The following is a 20,837-nucleotide window of genomic DNA, read 5'->3' as shown; positions in this document are numbered from 1 at the left end:
CGCGAAGCGGGTCGCAGCGACGAGGGCGGGGAGCTCATCGGGGAGGGCCGCGAGCTCAACCCCCTGACCACGGCCGAGGCAACCCGGGCCTGGCAGTCCCTGACCACGCAGGACACCACCGGCACCGCGAGGCCGCCTTCGATGTCCTTCGCCGACGCCCTGGCAGCCGCGGCACGCAAACTCGGGGACGACCGGGTGCCGTCGGTACTGCGAGACCTCGCCTTCGACCCGGCGGACGGGGCGACGACCATGGTCCCCTCGCTGCGCTGCGAGAAGCAGACCGCACCCGCCATGGCGACGTTGCTGGCCGGACTCGTCGTCGATCTCCTGGACGATCCGGACCCGTACAGCGCCCGGGAGGCCGGCCTCCTGGGGCGGGAGGCGCACTACCTCTTCGCTGCGGCCTCCCGGGCCCAGGTGCCGTCCATGCGCTTCCAGTTCCATGACTTCGGGGCCGCATGGGCCCGGATGCTGCTGGCCCTCATCCCCGCCTTCGAAACCGGGCCCGGAGGCGCGGTGATCGCCACGGACCTGACCGGCTGGCTCGCGGGCATCACCCTCCGGCTCCAGCCGATCGCCCTGGTGGACCAGGTGACCGGCCGTCTCGTCGAGGAGTGCAACGCTCTCGTGGAACGCCTGCTTCCGTGACGTCCAGGTCGTGAGCGCGCTGGGAGTCGAGCGGAGTACCAGGAATCCGGTCCAGGAGGCGAGAAACCGTGAAGCGCTGATCGACAGCGGGGGGATCGCCGCTGTCAGGTCCCACGCGTGAGCGGTCGGCTCGTCACTCAGGCACGCAGGGATGGGGAGCGTCGTGAACGAAACGGTGGAGAGGGTCACGGCCGGCTGGCTGCTGGCATTCGCGGCGTTCAATGCCGTCCTGGGCGTCATCTGGTGAGTGCAGACGCGCACGGACCGTCGGCTGGTGCGCGCCGCTCGCCAGTCGATCCGACAGCGGCGGCCTGGTGGCTCAGCGAGTCGTCGGTCTACCCGCGCCACCAGAAGTGGTCGGCCCCGCGACGGTCGCCGTATGGCTGCTGGTGGTCGGTTGACACGCCTGGTTCACCGAAGCGGGTGGTCGCCCTGCTGCCGGGGTCGCGGGGCGCCCCCACGGATCCGGTGCTCGCGACGCTGGCCGACGGACTACGTCCCGACTGTGACGCTCCATGCGGCGGACCGTAGCCACGTCCCACCAGTGATCGAGGATCTTCCGCCGAGCCTCCGCACGGGACCGATCACCTGTGCTGGACGCCCAAGATCAAGTGCTTAGCGTTAATGGTTGTACCGATGGTCCAAGGCCGTAGCTCAGAAGGTGCTCAACTTCGGGATACCGGTGGCTCCCCGGAGGTGACCCGGCCGTCGAGGAACACCGCGCTGCGAACGTCACCCGTGCTGTCGGCGAACATCGCATTGTCGAAGTCGACCATGGCGCCAGTGAACGCCGCTTCGTGGAACGTGACGGCGCCCTCGTGGAACAGCGCGCGGTTGAAGGTGACAGCGCCGGCGGAGAAGGCCGCTTGGGTGAAGTCGATCGTGGCGCCGAAGTATGTGCCCTCGAAGGAAACCGTGGCGCCGGTGAACGCCGCGTGGGCGAAGTCGACCATGCCGCTGTCGAACGCGGCCTGGCTGAAGTCAACCGTGCCGCTGGCGAACGCCGCGTCGTGGAACGTGACCCAGCCGCCGGAGAGCAGCACATCGTCGAAAGAGACCGTGGCGCCGGAGAACATCGCCCCCCCAGAAGGTGACCGTGCCGCCGGCGAATGCCGCTTCGCTGAAGGTGACCGTGCCGCCGGAGAACACCGCGTCCGTGAAGTCCCCGCCGTCGAACACGACACCGGTGAAATCGAAGTCGTGGCCCTGCCAGGAATACTGGTCCCCGGAGTCCAAACGGAGATGGTCGCGGATCAACCGGATGATGGTGTGCCGCACTTCCCGCAGCGCCAGGTAGGTGTGTCGGGCTTCCGTGGCGCCTGTGGGCAGTTCTGTCTCGGGGGTGTAGGGCAGGCGGAGATAGGCGCACAGGACGTCGATGCACGTCTGGCGCAAGCCGCGGGTGGGGGCGTCGTCTGCAAGGCCGGCCAGGGCGTGCACCCCGCCGAGGCGGACCGCGACGGCTTCGTCGCCGAGCTGGGAGACGGCGGTAGTGAAGCGTTCGCTGTGCAGACGGGTGTCGTCTCGCAGGGCGCCATCCTCGTCGAGGCGTTGGCGCCGGTAGGCGACGACCAGGGCGACGAGGGCGCCGGCCCCGGCCACCACGCCGAAGGAAAGCTTCACCAGGTCGAAGAGCGTCTTGGCGTCGATGCGCGGCTCGGGCTTGAGCCCGCGGGCGCCGAGCAGGCCCCACCCGGCGTAGAACACGCCGGCGGCGATGGCGATTGCGGTGATGAAGGCCAGAAGGAGGGCGATCCAGATTTTCCAAAGGCGCAGACCGCGACGTTCGGCCCGCATCCGGGGCAGGGAGAGTCTCACGATCAACACGACGGCACACCATCGCTGCCGGTTCCCACCCCAGCGGGCGGCGGATCAGCTACGCGGCCCGGCTGTTACTGGGGCACCGAGAGGGGCCGATGTCTACTGCGGGCCGCCGCGTGCTGTCCGGCCCGCAGGCTGCCGCGGGCATCCTGGACTCCGGACAAGCTCCCCATGTCCGAATACCAGCAAGCCGCATGACGGCATTCGAGAAGGTGAAGAACAGGCTCTACGGCTTCCGCGTAGTCCAGGGCCGCTTCCGGATCGGCTGTGTCTTCAGATGAGGTTGCGAGCAGAGAGGAAGCCCCGCCACTCGTTCACTGCTTCTTCGGCGACCTCCAAGACGTCGCGTGGCGTGCCGCCGGATGCTGTGCGGAAGCGGTGCGCTGAGGCACCCGTGCCGACGAATACGACGACGTCATTCTCCGCGATCGTCGTGGAGTGGTCACCGGTCTGCGCGCGACGCGTTGGGTCCAGTTTGAAGTGCTTCGCGCCGTTGGCGAGATCTGCACAGAGCTTGAGAGTCGGGCTGCCATCGAGCAGGTCATGCACGTCGGCCGTCAGCACCCCGCTCGCCTGATCATTCGTGAGCCAGTCCTTGAGGTGGTGCACGGTCTCGAAGAACGACAGCACCGCGTCGATAGCGGCGTCAGTGCCGCCCGGCGCGCGCTCGTAGAGGGTCCGCACATCGTCGAGACGGCGACCTACCCGGTCCCACTGCGATGACCAACCCTGACCAAGCACAAAACCAGTGTGACGGCAGGTATTCGCACGGTGGCCCAGGACCCGCCCGCGGATCGCCCATCTCGCCGTGGTGATCACACAGGGTCACCAGCAGGGTGAGTTGCACGGGGAACCGGCGACAGTTGAATAGGCGAGCCCGCCAGTACCACGGCCGAGTCACTGCGGGGGCCTGAGCGTCCAGCCGCGCGCGGGCGGCATCGATCTTCACGGCTTCAGAGGCGATGAGCGCACGATGCGCAACCTCGTTGCCCTGACGAATCCGGTAGGCCTGCCAGGCGACCGCGTCGAAGGCGAGGAAGCCAGCCGTCGCTTGGGCGGTAATCCAGGGAGCATCTGACACGATTGGTAATTTTCGTACTGATCAGGGAGGAAACACCAATTGGCTGGTCAGGCCAGCGAGTTGGGGTGAATGAGACCGCTAAGTCCTTGAGCCGGAGGGCAGTCACTACTGTTACAGATGCGCCACGAAGCGTGCACATTCCATCCATAAACCCCAATGTTGTCATCACAATGACGGGCAGTCAGAACCGTCCTTGGGGGGACCATGCACGCCAGAAGAACCGCACTCGCCACCATCGTCATCCTCGCCGCCACGCTCACCGCCTGTAGCGAGCCCGCGCAGGGCACAGCCGAACGAGCCACCACCGCCAGCAGCGCGTCGGCCTCCGCCTCGCCCGACTGCGGCCCCGACTCGACGCTGTCGCAATCCGACTGGATCGACCAATGCGACGACAGCGTCACACCCGCCGCCGACCAGCCGGACACCGAACTCGCCGTCGGCGACACCTTTGCCTACACCGACGGCCTGAAGGTGAAGGTCGACAGCATCCGCACCATCACCCGCTTCGGCGAGTACGACGACAAGCCCGACGCCGACCGAATCCCGTTCCGCGTCACCTTCACCATCACCAACGGCACCAAGAAGCCGTACGACATGGACAGCTTCAGCTACGACGCCCAAGGCGCCACCACCGGCGGCCAGACCGAATTCCTGTACGTCGACGCCGGTTCCAAGCAGATGGCCGGCCGCCTCGCCGCCGGACGCAGCGGCACTTTCACGTCCGAGTATTCCATCGCCAAAAGCGACGGCAAGGACGTCGTATACACCATGTCCCGCACGGACGAAGCATGGCTGGAGAGCGGCAGCTTCCTCGGAGAAGACCCCCACTGGACCGGCACCATCAAGTAGCTGGGTGACAACTCCAACGACGCGCTGGTACGTCCGGGACCCGTCCTTAGTCCCAGACATCCGGCAGCCCTCTACCGGCACCGGGCACCCAGCCCTTCCCTCGCACACCCCAACCTGCTCCTAATTTGCGCGTCAGGGCCCTGACCCACAGGTGTTCTGATCACGCGGCCAGGGCGAGGTCGTGCATGTGGGTGACGGCCTGGACCCCGCGGTAGAGCCCGTCGCCGTGCTGCCGGCAGTCGCGGAGGATCTTGCAGTTCTTCAACAGGCCGGTCGCATGCTCGACCCCCGCACGGACCGGCGATCCTCCGCGTTTTCAGCTTCCTCGGCGGCCAGCAAGGGCCTGCCGGGCGTTTGCGGTGCGGGACGACCAGGCCGGTGTTGATGTAGGCGCCATCGCTGGCCGTACGCTTTCCGGCACAACTCAATTCGGACCCGGCCCACCGCATGCATCTATTCGCTCATGAGGCGTATCGGTGCCCATGCCATTACGACGGCTCCCCCGTACAAGGTCCGTCAACTGCCTCGACCGACTCGCGCCGATACGGAGTTCCTTCCGCAGGGTCTCAACCGAAATGGGGTGCTGGTGCAGTTCCCAATGCCTGGTATTCAGTATCTGTGCCCGCGCCAGCAATGGATCCTCGTCTGCAGCGGACTCTCACCCAGCACGAGACCGTTTCCCTCACCCTGAACTCCGGCCACGTCAGCTGGGCGGTGCCCCAACAACTCCACCGACAGCAGCAGCACGACCGGAGGACATCCGGCGACTAGCACCGGCTTCCACTCCAAAGCCGACACCGCCGCGATGTTCGCCGCGAGCGAGACCGCGATCCCCAGCAGAAAAGCTGACCACACCGCGCCTCACGCCCGGCGTGTGGGAAACGCCGTGGGCTTCGGCACGCTGACCGTGGCCAAGAGCAAGAGCCCGTCCACGGACAGCGGCCACAGCGAAGCGCTGACCGTGTCGGCTCCGCTCTGCAGCGCGAACTCCCGCTGGTGAACGTACGAGGCATAAGCGGCGACTCTGGCAACGACGAGAGCGCACAGAGGCCGGATCCATGCGTCCAGGCCGAAACCCCGGCTCCCGGCCGCTCCCTCCCGAGGCTCGCCGACATCACTCATCGAACCCACCACCCGGCACGCTGATCCAGTGCACAACGCGTGCACACTTCCGCGGGAACTCCCGGGAACTCGCAGGTAGAAGCGGGAAGCGCCCGAACCCGAGAAGAGGCCCGACCGGGCCATAAGACCAGGTCAGAGCCCCGAAGGCAGGCGAGTCGGGCTGTACGCCGGAGACTCAATCGCGAGTGCTTCCGTTACTACGCGCGCGCACCGCCGCTACCAACTGCCGTGACCGACTCGCGCCGATGCGCAACTCCTTCCGCAACGTCTCAGCCGACACCGGCCGTTGATACAACTCCCAATGCCGGGCATCCACCTGCCGGGCACGCCCCACCAGCGGATCACCCGCACCGCCGCCCTCGTCCATGAACTCGTCTCCAGCAGCGGTCCCGGCACGATCGGGAGACCGGTGGGCAAGAAGCTCCACGGCGAGCAGCAGTGCCACGGGAGGCCATCCCGCCACCAGAACCGGCTTCCACGCCAACGCGGGCGCCGCGGCCACGTTGGCCGCCAGGGAAACGGCGATCCCAAGCAGAAACGCCAACCGCACCACATACCGCGTGCGGCGGTCACCCTCACTGGGCTGTTTCAGCACACCGACCGTCGCCAACAGCAGCAAACCGTCGACCGACAACGGCCACAGAGTCGCACTGGTCCGGTCCGCCCCACCCTGCAGAGCGAACTCACGCTGATGCACATACGAGGCGTACGCCGCGACCCCGGCAACCACCAAGGCCCCCACACGCCGAACCCACACCTCCAGATCGGCCCCCGACCCCACGCCAGGCCGCCTCACCGCGCCGCCCTCCCCCGCGCCGTTGGGCAAAAGCTCCCCTCGACCACGAGCTTCCCCGGCAAAACCCCAGCTGAAGACGGCCATCCTTCTGCGGAGCGCCCCGCCGGGGGCGCTCTTTTTTTTGCAGTTCAGCGGCCCTTCAAGCCCGTCGGATCCAGCCCGTCACAAGATCCCGAGCCCGCCACAAGATCACTCGCGGCGGGCTTTTCGCTGTCTCCGGCCGCCCTCCGTCAGCGAGGAAGGTCCTCCGGGAGGAGCATGCGGAGGTCGTCCAGACCGGGGGCCGGGAGGGCGCCTATGCGGCCGGCCTGGCGGGTCATCATCGTTTCCAGGATCTGGCGGGCCGTGCGGGCGTTGCCGAAGGAGCGGTCGCGGGGCAGGGCGTCCACGTAGGTGCGGAGTTCGGTGAGGGCTTCGGGGGTGCAGTCGTAGCCGTAGCCGGTGGCGGTGCGGGCGAGAATGTCCAGGAGTTCGTCCGTGGTGTAGTTCTCGAAGTGCACCGTTCGGGAGAAACGGGAGGCCAGGCCGGGGTTGGAGGCCAGGAAGCGGGCCATTTCGTGGGTGTAGCCGGCGGCTATGACCACGACCTCGTCCCTGTGGTCCTCCATCAGCTTCAGGAGGGTGTCCACCGCCTCCCGGCCGAAGTCGGAGCCCGCGCCCTCGGGGGTGAGCGTGTACGCCTCGTCGATGAACAGCACGCCGCCCATCGCCTGTTCGAACGCGTCCTTGGTGAGTTGCGCCGTGTGGCCCACGTAGCGGCCCACCAGGTCGGCGCGGGCCACCTCGACGAGCTGGCCCTTGGGCAGGACGCCGAGGGAGCGCAGCAGGTCCGCGTAGAGGCGGGCGACGGTGGTCTTGCCGGTGCCGGGTGGGCCGGAGAAGATCAGGTGCTGGCTGATCTTGGGGGTCGGGAGGCCTGCCGCCTGGCGTTGGCGGGTGGCGGTGAGCAGGTTGACCAGGGCCGTCACCTCGTTCTTGACCGCGGTCAGGCCGACCATGGCGTGCAGGTCGGCGAGGAGCTCCTCGGCACCGGGGCCGCCGTCGGCCTTGGCGGCGGAGTCGTCGGCGACGTCCTCGGGGAGCAGCAGGGTCAGGTCGCTCTCGGCCGGGTTCGGCATGGTGCTGAGGCGGTGCGCCTGGCGGTCGATCATCTCCTCGAACACCTTGCGGGCGGCGCGGCCGTTGCCGAACGTGGCGTCCCGCGGCATGCGTTCGTAGTGCCGGGCGAGCGCGTCCAGGGTGCTGGGGTCCAGTTCGTAGCGGTGGCCCGCGCACATGTTCTCGGTGATGGTCACCAGCTCGTCGACCGAGTAGTTGGCGAACTCCACGGTCCGGGTGAAGCGGGAGGCGAGGCCCGGGTTGGAGGAGAGGAAGGCGCCCATCTCGTCCGTGTAGCCGGCGGCTATGACCACGACCTCGTCCCTGTGGTCCTCCATCAGCTTCAGCAGGGTGTCGATCGCCTCCCGGCCGAAGTCGACGCCGGAGCCCTTGCTGTCGGACATGAGGGTGTACGCCTCGTCGACGAACAGGACCCCGCCGAGGGCGTCGTTGAACGCCTCCATGGTCTTGATGGCCGTACCGCCGATGACCTGGGCGACGAGGTCGGCGCGGGAGACCTCGACGAGGTGTCCGGAGCGCAGTACGCCCAGTTCGGCGAGGATGCCGCCGTAGAGGCGGGCCACGGTGGTCTTGCCGGTGCCGGGCGGGCCCGAGAAGACCAGGTGGCGGCTCATCGGCGGGACGGGCATGCCGAGTTGGGCGCGGCGCTGGGCGAGCTGGTTGACGTTGACGAGGGTCCGTACCTGGTGCTTGACGTCGGCGAGGCCGACCAGGGACTCCAGTTCCGCCAGCGGGCCTTCGGGGGTCTTGCCCTTCTCGCCGCCCGACGAGGCCGCCGCGACGTCGGGGGCGATGGTGTCGCCCCAGGCGTCCGGTGCGGCGTTGCCCGCGCTGTTCAGGTCCTCGACGGTGAGCCGCTCACTGGCGCGGGACTGCTTGAGACCGGCGCCGCGGTTGTCGCGTACGGTGCAGCCGGTCACGGTGACCGGCTCGGAGCTGTCGACGCGGATGCCGTCGCCGACGCTGCCGGTGATCTGGGAGCCGGTGAGGGCGGCCCGGGCGCCGTTGGACACCAGGACGCCGTGTGCGCCGCAGTCCATGACGTGGGTGCGCAGCAGGGACAGTTCGCCGTCCTTGTCGACGACGACGCCGGACGCCCGGCCGGACTCCACCCGGCAGTCGCGGAGGGTGCCGTTGCCCTCCGTGCCGACGGAGACGGTGGCGTCGGAGGCCTCGCGCATGACCGTGTCGCGTACTTCGGGTCTGCCGCCCGAGGCGATGCGGAGTGCGGCGCCGCCCGCGCGGTCGATCTCGCAGTTCTCCAGGCGCCCGCGGCCGTCCTCGACGACCTCGATGCCGTGGCCGCCGGGGTCGTTGATCCGGGCTCGGAAGACGAGCGGGTTGGCGCCGGTGCGGATGCGGATGCCGACGGCGGCCGCGTCCGAGACGACCAGGCCGTCGAACTCGGGCGACGACTCGTCCTCCAGGAGGACGGCGCAGTTCTTGTCGGCGCAGTCGCGTACGGCCGTGCCGATGAGGGTGGGGGCGCTGGAGCCGATGACCCGGATCGCGGGCGCGGCGGCGTTGTCGAACTCGCAGTCCCGGAAGGTGCCGCGGGAGCGTTCGGTGACGGCGAGACCGCTGCCCTTGGTGCGTGCGGTGCGGCAGCGCACCAGTTCGGGGTCGGCGTTGTCGGCGAGCATGATGCCGGGGCCGGAGGTGTCGAGGACGGCGACCTGTTCGAGGACCGGGCGGGAGCTGCTGGTGATGTAGACGCCGACCGAGGTGTCGTGGACCGTGGTGCGGGTGATCCGGGTGGAGCTGCTGCCCTCCAGGGCGATGGCGGGCTTGTCGGTGGCGGAGATGTCGCAGTCCTCGACCAGGCCCTGTGCGGTGCCGCTGGCCAGGACGCCGTTGGCGCGGGCGTCGCGCAGCCGGCAGTCGCGCACGGTCGTACGGGCGTCCTCGCCGATGACGACGGAGGACGTGCCGGTGTTCTCGATGAGGCAGCCCTCGACGATGCTGCCGGTGGACGCGGCGTCCACGACTCCGGCGCCCTTGGGGTTGCTGATCCGGCAGTCGCGCATGGCCAGGGAGCCCGATTCGCGGGCCAGTACGGCGGTCCAGCCCGAGCCGACGACCGTGCAGCCGTCCATGGCGACCTGGCCGCGCGGTGCGTCGACCACCGGGAGGTCCTCGCTGCCGCCGCGCAGGGTCAGGTCGGTGAGCATGACCGCGTCGGCGACCAGGACGACCGCGGTGCCCCGGCGCGGGCAGATCTCGACGCTGCCGGGTTCGCCGTCGGCGACGATGGTGACGCGTGTCCTGACGGTCAGGTTCTCGGCGTAGCGGCCGGGCTGGACCCGGATCACCGCTCCGGTGCGTGCCTTCTCCAGGGCCTCACCGATCGTCCGGAAGCTGTCCGGTTGGTCCGAGCTGACCCTGAGCAACTGCCGTGACACGCGTCGATCCTCCTCGTTGTGGTGCCGCCGCCGCGCGTCTCCCTTCCGGGTACGGTCGTACGGACGTGCGCACGCGTGCAGGCTACGGGACCGGGGCGGCCATCTTCCAGGAGAGCCAGGGGAGTTCAGGTGCTGACCCCGTCCGCCTCGCTGTCGTCCCCGGCACCTAGGATCGCGCCATGTGTGCTGCTCGTACTCAGCGCTTCCGTGGGCCGGCGGTTGCCGCCGTCCTGCTCGTGGTCTCGTCGGCCGCCGTTCCCGCAGCCGCCGACTCCGTGGGGCTGCCCGCCGTACGGTCCGTGCTGGGGGCGGACGAGTCCTGCGTCGCGGCGTCCGCCGAGCACGCCAGTGGGCAGCCGTGGGCGCTGGCGGCGCTGGGGAACACACGGTCCCTGACGCTCTCCCAGGGCGCCGGGGTCACGGTCGCGGTGGTGGACACCGGGGTGAGTACGGGCGTCCCCGGGCTGTCCGGGCGGGTGAGCGCGCTCGGGGGCGCGGGCGTGGACTGTGTGGGGCACGGCACCTTCGCGGCCGGTCTGATCGCTGCGGCGGGTACGGCGGACGGGGGCGCCGCCGGGCTGGCGCCGCAGGCCAGGATCCTGGCCGTACGGGGCACTGACGAGCGCGGCAACGCCTCGGTGGCCCGGGTCGCCGCGGGGATACGGGAGGCAGCCGACGCCGGTGCCTCGGTCGTCTACGTCGGGGTGGCCCTCGCGGACGGCAAGTCGGAGCTGACGAACGCGGTCGCGTACGCGAGCCGCAAGGACGCCCTGGTCGTCGCGCCGCTCGCCCCGGACGCGCTGCCCAAGGACTCGGCCACGGGGGACCTGGTGGCCCCGGAGCCCTGGTACTGGCCCGCCGCGGCCCCCGGCGTACTGGCCGTGACCGACTACGGCCCCGACGGCAGCCGCCCGGACAACGCACCGACGATCTCCGGCGCGGACCTCGCCGCCCCCGGCGACGCGGTGGTCGGCATCGGGCCCCGGGGGGACGGACACTTCATCGGCTCAGGCGCCTCGCTCGCCGCCGCACACACTGCGGGCGCGGCGGCGCTGGTGCGATCACGCCACCCGGAGATGTCCGCACCGGAGATCTCCCGCCAACTGACAGAGGCCGCATACCCGGCCGCGCCGCCCCGCCTGGACCCGTACGCGGCACTCACCGCCGTACTGGCGGAGACGCCGGGCGCGACCCCCCGGCCCGCAAAGGCCGTGGTTCCGGCAGCGGTGTCGGCCGAACCACGCCGACGGGCGCTGGTCGTGGCGGCGGCAGGAGCGGGGGTACTGCTGCTGGTGGCCGCCCTGGCGGTGGTCGTTCCCCGAGGGCGAGCCCGGGGCTGGCGCCCGGCGGGCTGACCTACGCGGGCCTTCGGTTGCCGTTGGGCGGGGGCACCTGCGGGAGCGGGGAGCTGCCGCTGGCGCCTGCCCTGGCGGCGGGCGTCCCACGGGGACGGGCCCGCGGCTGGCGCCCGGCCGGCCAACCCGCCGAAGCCTGCTGGCCCCGCCGGACGGGGGCGGTCGTCCCCATCCCCGCTGACTGGATCGCCACGCTCTTCGGCCCCGCCAGATGGGGGCGCGGTAGGAGCTGGGGCGCTGCTGCTGGTGGCCGCCCTGGCGATAGTGGTCGTCCTACGGGGACGGTCCGGGGCCGGCGCCCGGCCGGCCAACCCGCCCAAGCCTTCTGCCTCCGCCGGGCGAGGGGCGGGCGTCACCATCCCCACCGGCCGGATCACCGCGCTCTCCGGCCCCGCCGGATGGAGGCGGTGGCAGGAGCGGGGGCACTGCTGCCGGCGGCCGCCCTGGCAGTGGTCGTTCCACGGGGACGGGGCCGGCAGCCTGCCTCCTGGCCCTCCCGAGCCTTCGGCCCCGCCGGACGCGGCAGCGGAAGCGGGGGGCGCCGCTGGCAGCCCCCCCTGGCAGCGGTCGTTCCACGGAGGCGGGCCCGGGGCTGGCGCCCGGCGGGCTGACCCGCTCAGTCCTTCGGCACCGTGGGACGGGGGGCCGTCGCCCTCCCCATGAGCCTGATCGCCGCGCTTCTCTGCCCCGTCGGACGGGGCCGTGACCGGAACGGCACCCGGTGATCACCGGGCCGTACGGACCGGTCGAGGCGCCGATGTCTCTGCCCGGGGCGTCTCCAAGTCCCGGAAGACCGGGGTGGGTTCCCGTCCGTCGGTAGGCCGGCAGGACCCGCCCCGGGGGCTGCCGGCCGGTACTGGGCGCCCCTCGTCCAGGCGCCCCCGCAGCTCACTCCCCCGCATCCTCCAGTACCGCCGTCTGCACCTGTGTCGAGTTGCGGCGTGTTACCCGTGTGCCCCTGCCCGGGGGGAGGTTGCGGCCCTTCAGGGAACCCGTGATGAAGCCCTCTGACGGGGGGCAGGAGAGCAGGATCAGCGGGGTGTTGACCTCCTGCATGCGGCGGACCAGGCTTTCGCCCATTCCTCGGCTGGCGCCTGCCGCCGAGCGGGCGAGGATCACGTGGACGCCTACCTCCCAGCCGAGGGCCAGGTGGCCCAGGAGGGGGTCGAAGGGGGCGTTCATGGGGCCCGTGCCGACCATGTCGTAGTCGTCGACCAGGATGAACAGCCTCGGGCCGTTCCACCAGTCGGCCCGCCGCATCCGGGACGGGGTGATGTCCTGGCCGGGGAGGCGGGAGGTGACCGCGCGGGCCGCGCCCGCGACCAGGTCCTTCAGGGCGTCGATCGAGACGGCGTGGCCCAGGCGGTATTCGTCGGGGACGGCCTCGACCAGTTCGCGTCGGTAGTCGACGACCATGATGCGGGCCTCGGCGGGCGAGTAGCGGTCCATTACCGCCTTGGCCGCCATGCGCAGGAGGTTTGTTTTGCCGCTTTCTGTGTCGCCTACGACTATCAGGTGCGGGGTTTCCGTGAAGTCGTGCCACACCGTGGAGAGTTCCTGCTCCTCCAGGCCGATCGCCATCCGGAATCCGCCCGAGGGCGCTTCGGGGGCGGGGAGTTCGGCGACCGGCAGATTCGTCGGGAGCATGCGGACCGCCGGGGCGGCGGGGCCGAACCAGCTCTCCCTGACCGCCGCCACCAGCTCGGCGACCCCGTCCGTGAGGTCCTCCGCCGCCTCCACCCCGTCGATCCGGGGCAGCGCGGTGAGGTAGTGGAGTTTCGTGTCCCGGGTCAGGCCTCGGCCGGGCATCCGGGGCACACTCTTGGCGCGCCGCATGTCGATCTCGGAGTCCATCGGGTCGCCCATCCTCAGTTCGAGGTGGGTGGCCGCCTGGTCGCGGACCGCCGAGGTCAGCTCCACCCAGCGGGCGGTCGTGACGATCAGGTGGATGCCGTAGTTGAGGCCGCGCGCCGCGATCGCGCCGAAGGTCTGGATGTACTTGTCGAAGTCCTGACGCACCGTGGACCAGCCGTCGATCACCAGGAACACGTCGCCGTGCTGCTCGTCGGGGAACTCCCCGGCGGCCCGGCGGCGCCGGAACGTCGCCATGGAGTCGATGCCCTCGGCGAGGAAGAAGCGTTCCCTGGCCGCCAGCAGTGAGGTGACCTCGGCGATGGTCCGGCTCACCCGCTCGGTGTCGAGGCGGGCCGCGACACCGCTCATGTGGGGCAGCCCGGAGAGGCCGGCCAGGGTTCCGCCGCCGAAGTCGAGGCAGTAGAACTGCACTTCGCGCGGGGTGTGGGTGAGCGCGAGCGAGGTCAGGATCGTGCGCACCATCGTGGACTTGCCGCTCTGCGGGCCGCCCGCGATCGCGATGTGGCCGCCCGCGCCGGACAGGTCGAGGGTGAGCAGGTCGCGCAGTTGCTCGAAGGGCTTGTCGACGATGCCGATCGGGATGGTGAGCCTGCCTCGGCCCGCCCAGCCGACCGCCGTGAGCCCCAGTTCGGGGTCCGGGGTGAGCGGCGGCAGCACCTGGTCGAGGGTGGCCGGCAGGTCCAGCGGGGGAAGCCACACCTGGTGGGCCGGCGGGCCCGCGTCACGCAGCCGTTCCACGGCCACGGACAGCAGCGTGTCGCCGCTCTCCTCCGTCTCGGCGGTCGGGTCGGGGGCGGGCAGTTGCCGGGGCACGACATGGCTCGTCGTCCACGGCACGGTCTGGCTGGCCACCCGTACCTGATGGGCGCCGCCGCCCCGCTTCTCGTACGCGCCGGAGACGTACGCGGCGCGGAAGCGGGTCAGCTCCTCCACCCCGGACTTGAGGAAGCCGCTGCCGGGCTGCGGCGGCAACTGGTAGGCGTCGGGGACCCCTAGGACTCCGCGGCTCTCCATCGCGGAGAACGTCCGCAGACCGACCCGGTAGGAGAGGTGGCTCTCCAGCGCGTGCATGCGGCCCTCGTCGAGGCGCTGCGAGGCGAGCAGGAGGTGGACGCCGAGGGAGCGGCCGAGGCGGCCGATCATCACGAACAGCTCCATGAACTCGCGGTGTGCGGCGAGCAGTTCGCTGAACTCGTCGACGACCACGAACAGGCTGGGCAGCGGCTGGAGCGGCACTCCGGAGGTGCGCGCCTTCTCGTAGTCGAGCGCCGAGGTGTAGTTGCCCGCGGCCCGCAGCAGTTCCTGACGGCGCATCAACTCGCCGTGCAGGGCGTCCTGCATACGGGAGACCAGCGCGGCCTCCCCGGCGAGGTTGGTGATCACGGCGGAGGTGTGCGGGAGTTCGTCGAGACCGAGGAAGGTCGCGCCGCCCTTGAAGTCGACGAGGACGAAGTTCAGCGTCTCCGAGGAGTTGGTGAGGGCGAGGGAGAGGACCAGGGTGCGCAGCAGTTCGCTCTTGCCGGAGCCGGTGGCGCCGATGAGCATGCCGTGCGGTCCGGTGCCGCCCTGCGCGGACTCCTTGATGTCCAGCTCCACCGGCCGGCCGTCCACGCCGACGGCGATGGGCACCCGCAGCCTGGCGGCTCCGGTGTGCTGCTGCCAGAGCCTGGCGGGTTCGTGGCGGTGCAGGTCGGAGATGCCTAGCAGGGTGGTCAGTTCGACGTTCGTGCCCAGCGGTTCCGCGGCGTCCACGCCGGTGCCCAGGCCCATGCGGTAGGGGGCGATCCGGCGGGCCAGGGCCGTCACGCCGACCACGCCGAGGCCGTCGGGGCGGCCCAGGACGGTGGTCTGCTCCTTGCGGTCCCGGTCGGTGCGCACCAGCCCGAAGGCGTCGTCGGTGACGTCGAAGCGGAGGGTGACCCGGCCGGGCCGCCAGGCGAGCGCGCCGGACAGGTCCAGGACGACGGTGTTGCGGAAGCCGGGTCCCTCCAGCCGGTGTCCGGTCGGTACGGTGACGCCGTCCACGACGATCACGGTGAACGGCTCCTCCCGGCCGGGCAGGGCGTCCGGGTCGAACTGGGGCCGCTCCTCGAACTCGGCGCCGAGCGAGTCCATCAGCTCGCCGAAGGCCGAGAACGTCATCCGGGCGGGTCCGGCGCCGTCGGTCTCGTGCGGGTGCAGGGCGTGCGGGAGCCACTTGGTCCACTCCCAGTCCGCGCGGCGTTCGTCGGACACGCACAGCGCGATCCACAGGTCGTCCGGTGAGTGGAAGGTGGCCAGTTGGGCGAGGATCGCGCGGGCCACCGCCCGGATCCGGTCCTCGTCGCCCCGGAACAGCACGCGGGCCCAGGCCCGCAGATAGATCGCGATGGGCTGCCCGGGCACGGTCGCGTAGGCGCGGATGAAGCTGCGCAGGGCGTGCGCGGCGAGCGGTTCCAGGTCCTCGACGGGGCTGGTGGACGTAGGGGTGAGCTTCAGGCCGAGCTTCTGTTCGCCGACCGCGACCCGGACCTCGCCGAAGTCCTCGTCGCGGGGGCGGCGTTCCCACAGCCGGGTCGTGCCCACCATCGACCAGAGGGCGGCGGGTTCGGGGTGCCGCCAGGCCAGCGCGCGCTGCTGGTCGACGACCGCGCCACGCACCTTGCGCCGGATCTGGCCGAGATAGCGCAGATAGTCACGCCGTTCACCCTTGAGCCGCTGTTTGCGTTCGCTGCTGCGGCGCATCGCCTGACCGACGATCATCGCCGCGGCCGCGACCACCATCACACCCAGGGCGAGATAGATGAATCCGCCGCTGCCGCGGGTCATACCGGGCCGCATGAACATGAACATCATGGACACGGACATCATCGCCATGGGGAGGTACGTCCACACGGCGGAGGAGTCGGGCACCACCTCGGGGAGCGCGGGCGGCTCCTGGAGGTTCAGCTCCCCGTCGGGCATCTCCGGGCCTCGGCGCCGGGCCGGGCGACGGAACAGGACCACACTCAAGGAGCTTCTCCTTACGAGGACTTGCGGGGCGGGCAAGGTCCGGGTGGGGGGCGGACGAGGCCCGGGCGGGACGGCGCCCGAGGGCGGCCGGCGGATGGGCCCGTGCCGGCTGTTGTCCCGGTGGCGGCTGAAGCCCGCGGTGCATCTGATACTACGATCGTCTCGTCGAACGCCAACGACCGGTCCTCCATGGCGAGTTCGCACCTTCGCAAACCGGACCGGTCGGGCGCGATGTTCGGCGGGGCGTCAGCCGGCGTCACCGCCCAGGACACGGAAAGCACCTTCGAAGAAGCGTGAGCAAGCCCGATGACTGACACACAGATGGCGGAGCTGTGCCGACTGACGGTACGAGCCCCGGCCAAGACCATGGATCTGGCCGTGCCCGCCGACGTGCCCGTCGCGGATCTGCTGCCCGCGGTCCTCGGCTACGGCGGTGACGACCTCGAAGAGGCCGGGATCGACCACGGCGGCTGGGTGCTCCAGCGGCTCGGCGGCGAGCCGCTGGACGAGGAACGCACCCTGGACTCGTACGACCTCAGGGACGGCGAGACGCTCTTCCTGCGGCCCCGTGCCGAGGCGCTGCCCGAGGTGCACCTGGACGACCTGGTGGACGGCATCGCCACCACCATGCAGCAGCGGCCCTACGGCTGGAGCCCCCGGGCGAGCCGCTGGCTGCTGCTCGGAGTGGCCCTCGCGGTGCTCGCGGCCGGCATCCTGCTGGTCGCCCTGCCCGGCGGCCCCGCCGGACCCCGCGCGGTGTTCGCCACGGCGGCCGGACTGCTGCTGCTCGCGGGCGCCGGCGCGGCGAGCCGGGCGGTCGGGGACGCGGGCGCCGGCGCCGCACTCGGCTTCATGGTGGGGCCGTATCTGGCACTGGCCGGCTGGCTGCTGCCGGGCGGGGAGCTGAAGGGCCAGGAGCTGTACGAGGTGCTGGGCTCGCGGCTCCTCGCGGCGACCGCGGCCGGGGCGGGCGGCGCGGTGCTCGCGCTGGCGGTCGTGGCCTCGTACGCGGCGCTGTTCCTCGGTCTCACCGTGGTCTGTGTGTTCGGGGCGCTGGCGGCGGTGCTGATGCTCGCGGCGGATCTGCCGCCGGTGCATGTCGCGGGGATCCTCGCGGTCGCGGCCGTGGTCCTCGGGGCGTTCGTCCCTACGCTGTCGTTCCGGATGTCGGGGATGCGGATGCCGCCGCTGCCCACCAACGCCCAGCAGTTGCAGGAGGGCATCGAGCCGCACGCCACCGCCACGGTGGCCTCCCGTGCCGTGCTCGCCGACGGCTGGATGACCTCGCTGTACGGGGCGGTGGGCGTGGTCACCGGGGCCTGTCTCGCGGTGCTGGCCCGGGAGGACGACCTGCCCGAGACGATCATGGCGGTGGTGCTGTCCCTGCTGCTCCTGCTGCACGCGCGGGGCCTGGGGAACGTCTGGCAGCGGCTGTCGCTGGTCGTTCCGGGCGTGGCGGGGCTGCTGGCGCTGGTCGTCGTCGCCGTTCCGCAGTCCTCGCCGGGGATGCGGCTGGTGAGCGCGGCGGGACTGCTGGCGGCCACGGCGGGTCTCGCCATCGCCTCGTGGACCGTGCCCGGACGGCGGCTCGTGCCGTACTGGGGGCGGATCGGCGAGATCCTCCACTCGGCCATGGCGATCAGCCTGCTGCCGCTCAGCCTCTGGGTGCTCGGTGTGTACGGCGCACTGCGCTCCCTCAACGGCTGATCCGAAAACGGCTGGTTCGAAACGGCTGATCCGAAAGGGATAACGCTGTCATGCAGTCCAAGCGCGATCAGGTCCAGGCGCACATGTTCGTCATGGGGCGGCTGACCTCAAGCATGCTGCGGGCGGACCCGGACGCCCCGGAGAGCCCGCAGGGCCGGACCAACCGGGGGGTGGTCATCGGGGTGGTGATCGCCGTGCTGATCTCGGCCGGGGCGTTCGTCCTCGGTCTGCTCAAGCCGGGCACCAAGGACTCCTGGCAGGCGGCCGGGACCCTGGTGGTCAACAAGGAGACCGGCTCCCGCTATCTCTATCTGGACGGCCGGCTGCGGCCGGTGCGGAACTATTCCTCGGCGCGGCTTCTGATGGGCGCCGACATGAAGGTGGTCACGGTCGGTTCCGCGTCGCTGCGCGACACTCCGCACGGAGCCCCGGTCGGCATCGACGGCGCACCCGACGCGCTGCCCGGCAGCGGGGACCTGGACACCGGCCCGTGGCAGGTGTGTTCGGGCACCGCCTCCGGTTCGACGGGCACCACCCTCGCGGTGGGCCGGGAGACCACCACGGCGGGCCTGCCCACCACCCGGGCGCTGCTGGTGACCGGCCCGGACAAGGCCGACTATCTGGTGTGGCGGGGCAGCAAACTGCGCCTGGACGACGAGGCCAACGCGCGCGAGGCCCTCGGCTACGGCTCCACTCCGCGTACGGCGGTGTCGGCGGCGTTCCTCAACTCCCTGCCGTCCGGCCCCGATCTGGCCCCTCAGCCGGTGGTGGACAAGGGTGCGGCCGGCCCCCTGCTGGGCGGCGCGCGCACCCGGCTCGGCCAGGTGTTCCGGGTCACCGTGCCCGGCACCGCCGAGCGTTACTACCTGCTGGAGAGCAGGGGCCTGACCCCGCTCACCGCCACCGCGGCCGCCTTGGTGCTCGGCGACCCGGACACCCAGGAGAAGGTGTACGAGGGCGGGCCCGCGCAGGTCGCGGTGCTGGGCGCGGACGCGCTGAACGGCCGGCTGACGCCGGGCACGAGCGAGGCGGCGCAGAACCCGGACCTGCCCCAGGCACCGCCCGAGGTGGTCGGCATCGACGAGGACACGACCGCCTGCGTAAGGATCACGACCAGCGCGGAGGGCCCCCGGGTCAGCGTGGCCATCGAGACGGCGGCAGCGCTGGGCCCGGCCGCGCAGGCACCGCCGGAGGGGCTGACGCCGGCCTGTCTGCCGGTCGCCCGGATCACCGTACGGCCCGGCGGCGGGGCCCTGGTGCGGGCGCTCGGGGCGGGCGGCAGCCAGGTGGGCGGCACGCTCTACCTGGTGACGGACACCGGGATGAAGTACCGGGTGGGGACGGCGAAGGCGCTGGCCGCGCTCGGCTACTCGGAGGGCCAGGCGAACGGACTCCCCTCGCCGCTGCTGGCGATGCTGCCGACCGGTCCCGACCTCAGCGCGGAGGCCGCGGTGGTCGGCGAGAGCGGCACGACGGCACCGCGCTGCGAGGCGTCGTAGGCGCCGGTCGTCGTAAGCGCCACGCGTCCGCGACGTTAAATCTCAAGCCGAATTGCCCAAACCACCGAACCGGACGGGCCGAGGTGACGTCCATCATTGATGGATCAACTCACGCATGTCTAGGCTCACTTGAACCACTAGAACCCCAGGAGGCGCGGATCCATGGCACCTACAGGTAAGCAGCAGTCACAGGCGGATGCGACCAGGAACGGCGTCACCGCGCTGGAGCAGGCCTTCACAGGTGTCCAGAAGTGCCGCCAGGACGTCGAGAACATGAAGCACAACCTGTCCTCCGGCTATTCGGGCAGTGACGGTGGCGCGTTCCAGAAGCTCCTTGAGCGGTGGGACCAGCAGGCCGAGGTCATCTCGAACAACCTCCAGAACATGATCGACACGCTGAACGAGACGCTCAAGTCCCAGGGCCAGCAGCAGGGTTCGTCCAACCAGGCCATCCAGGAGGCGTACAGCCGGTCCGAGGCCATCTTCGAGGCTCTGCGCGGCTAGCAACCGCCCTCCCCCCACCCCTGAAACGACCGCCTCAAGACTTAAGGACAGCCATGCCCGACTTCACCGACGGACTCATCTACGTCGACTACTCCCACATGAACAACGCCGCCGACGACATGGTCCAGCAGACCAAGGCGATCGACAGCATCCTCACCAACCTGGACGCCGAGCTCCAGCAGCTCAAGGAGACCTGGGAAGGTGACGACAAGAACGTGTACGGCGAGAAGCAGGCGGCGTGGAACAACGCCGTCGCCGAGATGGAGCGGATCCTCGGCGAGAACTCGGCCCTGCTGACCGAGGTGTCCGACAGCTACCAGTACAGCGAGAAGTCCCTGACGCAGCTCTGGGAGAGCGTGCGCATCGGCGGCGCCTGACCCCATGAGGGCGGCACGCCCACCCCGGCGGCCGTCCGCGTGCGCATTCCGCGGACGGCCGTTCCTTTCGTGCCCCTCGACGCGGGGCGGGACCTGACGGACGCAGGAGCAGGAGGAGTACGGAATGGCGGAGAACACTCCCACGGTCAACCTGAACAAGGCGTGGTTGCAGGCCTTCCTCACCGACGACATAGGCCCGTTCAGGGTGGCGATCAGCGCCCTGAACGGCGAGGGCGAATCCCCGATCGACTCGGTGCCGGTGCCGGCGGTGTTCGACCTCGTGGCGGAGGGTGGCGGGACGGCTGTCGGCTTCCTGGACGGGCAGGTGAAGCCGCTCGCGATCGGCACGATGGCGACGGAGACCGGCGGCCGGACCAACGGCGGGAACGTCGCGACGAAACTGGCCGAGCTGGTCGAACAGGTCACGGCGATCCTCAAGCACCAGGGGGAGCTCTTCGAGGAGATCGAGGACGACCTGGAGGCGACCATCAAGGACATGTTCAAGACCCAGGACGAGAACATGGACAAGATCGACGGCAAGAAGTTCGTCAACTTCTTCGAGGACGTGGACAGCATCCTGTCCGAGGGCCCCGGTTCGACCGAAGAGAACAACGACTGACCCCGTCGCCGTGCCGAGCGCGCGGCCGTCGCCCTCGTTCACCGGATCCCGAGTCCTTCTCCTGAAAAAGGC

The 20,837-nt window shown here is 70.5% G+C and carries 15 protein-coding genes and 1 pseudogene; 8 read left to right on the top strand and 8 right to left on the bottom strand.

All coding sequences use genetic code 11. The features are described from left to right. Positions 1–141: 141 nt before the first annotated feature. Positions 142–648, top strand: a complete 507-nt coding sequence (locus OG787_RS32085) for a hypothetical protein (RefSeq protein ID WP_405537436.1) — start codon at positions 142–144, stop codon at positions 646–648. A gap of 665 nt (positions 649–1,313) precedes the next feature. Here OG787_RS32085 and OG787_RS32080 read toward each other — a convergent pair. From OG787_RS32080 to OG787_RS32070, 3 genes are all read right to left on the bottom strand, one after another. Beyond that, on the bottom strand, positions 1,314–1,691 hold the full coding sequence (locus OG787_RS32080; protein WP_405537435.1) for a hypothetical protein: 378 nt from the start codon (positions 1,689–1,691) through the stop codon (positions 1,314–1,316). Next, complete coding sequence (locus OG787_RS32075) at positions 1,630–2,475, bottom strand: hypothetical protein (RefSeq protein ID WP_405537434.1); 846 nt, start codon at positions 2,473–2,475, stop codon at positions 1,630–1,632. The genes OG787_RS32080 and OG787_RS32075 overlap by 62 nt, the downstream gene beginning before the upstream one ends. A gap of 267 nt (positions 2,476–2,742) precedes the next feature. Beyond that, positions 2,743–3,288, bottom strand: coding sequence for a hypothetical protein (locus OG787_RS32070; RefSeq protein WP_405537433.1), 546 nt, complete (start codon positions 3,286–3,288; stop codon positions 2,743–2,745). A 466-nt stretch (positions 3,289–3,754) separates the two neighbouring features. On the opposite strand from OG787_RS32070, the gene OG787_RS32065 reads away from it, so the two are divergent. After that, a complete protein-coding gene (locus OG787_RS32065; protein WP_405537432.1) occupies positions 3,755–4,399 on the top strand; it encodes a hypothetical protein in 645 nt (214 codons plus the stop codon). A gap of 160 nt (positions 4,400–4,559) precedes the next feature. Here the strand turns inward: OG787_RS32065 and OG787_RS32060 are convergent. From OG787_RS32060 to OG787_RS32045, 4 genes and pseudogenes are all read right to left on the bottom strand, one after another. Next, positions 4,560–4,800, bottom strand: a pseudogene (locus tag OG787_RS32060) (IS5/IS1182 family transposase); the annotation flags it as partial. 460 nt (positions 4,801–5,260) lie between these two features. After that, the gene (locus OG787_RS32055; protein ID WP_405537431.1) at positions 5,261–5,521 is read right to left on the bottom strand and encodes a DUF2637 domain-containing protein; all 261 of its coding nucleotides are present in this window, start codon (positions 5,519–5,521) and stop codon (positions 5,261–5,263) included. A gap of 175 nt (positions 5,522–5,696) precedes the next feature. After that, positions 5,697–6,401: a DUF2637 domain-containing protein gene (locus OG787_RS32050; RefSeq protein ID WP_405537430.1), complete on the bottom strand. Its 705-nt coding sequence runs from the start codon at positions 6,399–6,401 to the stop codon at positions 5,697–5,699. 146 nt (positions 6,402–6,547) lie between these two features. Next, positions 6,548–9,838 carry a right-handed parallel beta-helix repeat-containing protein gene (locus tag OG787_RS32045; protein ID WP_369033302.1) on the bottom strand — a complete coding sequence of 1,097 codons (3,291 nt, stop codon included), beginning with the start codon at positions 9,836–9,838 and terminating at the stop codon, positions 6,548–6,550. A 179-nt stretch (positions 9,839–10,017) separates the two neighbouring features. Between OG787_RS32045 and OG787_RS32040 the strand changes: the two genes are divergently transcribed. Beyond that, the gene (locus tag OG787_RS32040) at positions 10,018–11,193 is read left to right on the top strand and encodes a S8 family serine peptidase (protein WP_405537429.1); all 1,176 of its coding nucleotides are present in this window, start codon (positions 10,018–10,020) and stop codon (positions 11,191–11,193) included. Between the two features lie 888 nt (positions 11,194–12,081). Here OG787_RS32040 and eccCa read toward each other — a convergent pair. Further along, positions 12,082–16,053, bottom strand: a complete 3,972-nt coding sequence (gene eccCa / locus OG787_RS32035; RefSeq protein ID WP_369033339.1) for a type VII secretion protein EccCa — start codon at positions 16,051–16,053, stop codon at positions 12,082–12,084. Positions 16,054–16,365: 312 nt separating this feature from the next. Between eccCa and eccD the strand changes: the two genes are divergently transcribed. The 5 genes from eccD to OG787_RS32010 all read left to right on the top strand — a co-directional run bounded on the left by eccD (position 16,366) and on the right by OG787_RS32010 (position 20,765). Beyond that, on the top strand, positions 16,366–17,766 hold the full coding sequence (gene eccD, locus OG787_RS32030; protein WP_369033304.1) for a type VII secretion integral membrane protein EccD: 1,401 nt from the start codon (positions 16,366–16,368) through the stop codon (positions 17,764–17,766). Between the two features lie 50 nt (positions 17,767–17,816). Beyond that, complete coding sequence (gene eccB, locus OG787_RS32025) at positions 17,817–19,265, top strand: type VII secretion protein EccB (RefSeq protein ID WP_405537428.1); 1,449 nt, start codon at positions 17,817–17,819, stop codon at positions 19,263–19,265. Between the two features lie 162 nt (positions 19,266–19,427). Then, the gene (locus OG787_RS32020; RefSeq protein ID WP_369033306.1) at positions 19,428–19,769 is read left to right on the top strand and encodes a WXG100 family type VII secretion target; all 342 of its coding nucleotides are present in this window, start codon (positions 19,428–19,430) and stop codon (positions 19,767–19,769) included. A 53-nt stretch (positions 19,770–19,822) separates the two neighbouring features. After that, positions 19,823–20,146 (top strand): WXG100 family type VII secretion target, encoded by a 324-nt coding sequence (locus OG787_RS32015; RefSeq protein ID WP_369033307.1) that lies wholly within the window; start codon positions 19,823–19,825, stop codon positions 20,144–20,146. Positions 20,147–20,270: 124 nt separating this feature from the next. Beyond that, on the top strand, positions 20,271–20,765 hold the full coding sequence (locus tag OG787_RS32010) for a type VII secretion system-associated protein (RefSeq protein ID WP_369033308.1): 495 nt from the start codon (positions 20,271–20,273) through the stop codon (positions 20,763–20,765). The last annotated feature ends 72 nt before the right edge of the window (positions 20,766–20,837 follow it).

Origin of the sequence: Streptomyces sp. NBC_00075 (genome assembly GCF_045041225.1) — a bacterium.
In the GTDB taxonomy this organism is placed as follows: Bacteria; Actinomycetota; Actinomycetes; order Streptomycetales; family Streptomycetaceae; genus Streptomyces; species Streptomyces adonidis.
This window is presented reverse-complemented; position numbering and strand designations above follow the sequence as displayed.

What these genes read in the sequence shown, in the direction of transcription:
- eccD (WP_369033304.1), top strand. Translation starts at nt 16,366, where the DNA reads ATGACTGACACACAGATGGCGGAGCTGTGCCGACTGACGGTACGAGCC.
- OG787_RS32065 (WP_405537432.1), top strand. Translation starts at nt 3,755, where the DNA reads ATGCACGCCAGAAGAACCGCACTCGCCACCATCGTCATCCTCGCCGCC.
- OG787_RS32055 (WP_405537431.1), bottom strand. Translation starts at nt 5,521, where the DNA reads ATGAGTGATGTCGGCGAGCCTCGGGAGGGAGCGGCCGGGAGCCGGGGT.
- OG787_RS32085 (WP_405537436.1), top strand. Translation starts at nt 142, where the DNA reads ATGTCCTTCGCCGACGCCCTGGCAGCCGCGGCACGCAAACTCGGGGAC.
- OG787_RS32050 (WP_405537430.1), bottom strand. Translation starts at nt 6,401, where the DNA reads ATGGCCGTCTTCAGCTGGGGTTTTGCCGGGGAAGCTCGTGGTCGAGGG.
- OG787_RS32020 (WP_369033306.1), top strand. Translation starts at nt 19,428, where the DNA reads ATGGCACCTACAGGTAAGCAGCAGTCACAGGCGGATGCGACCAGGAAC.
- OG787_RS32015 (WP_369033307.1), top strand. Translation starts at nt 19,823, where the DNA reads ATGCCCGACTTCACCGACGGACTCATCTACGTCGACTACTCCCACATG.
- eccB (WP_405537428.1), top strand. Translation starts at nt 17,817, where the DNA reads ATGCAGTCCAAGCGCGATCAGGTCCAGGCGCACATGTTCGTCATGGGG.
- OG787_RS32040 (WP_405537429.1), top strand. Translation starts at nt 10,018, where the DNA reads ATGTGTGCTGCTCGTACTCAGCGCTTCCGTGGGCCGGCGGTTGCCGCC.
- OG787_RS32010 (WP_369033308.1), top strand. Translation starts at nt 20,271, where the DNA reads ATGGCGGAGAACACTCCCACGGTCAACCTGAACAAGGCGTGGTTGCAG.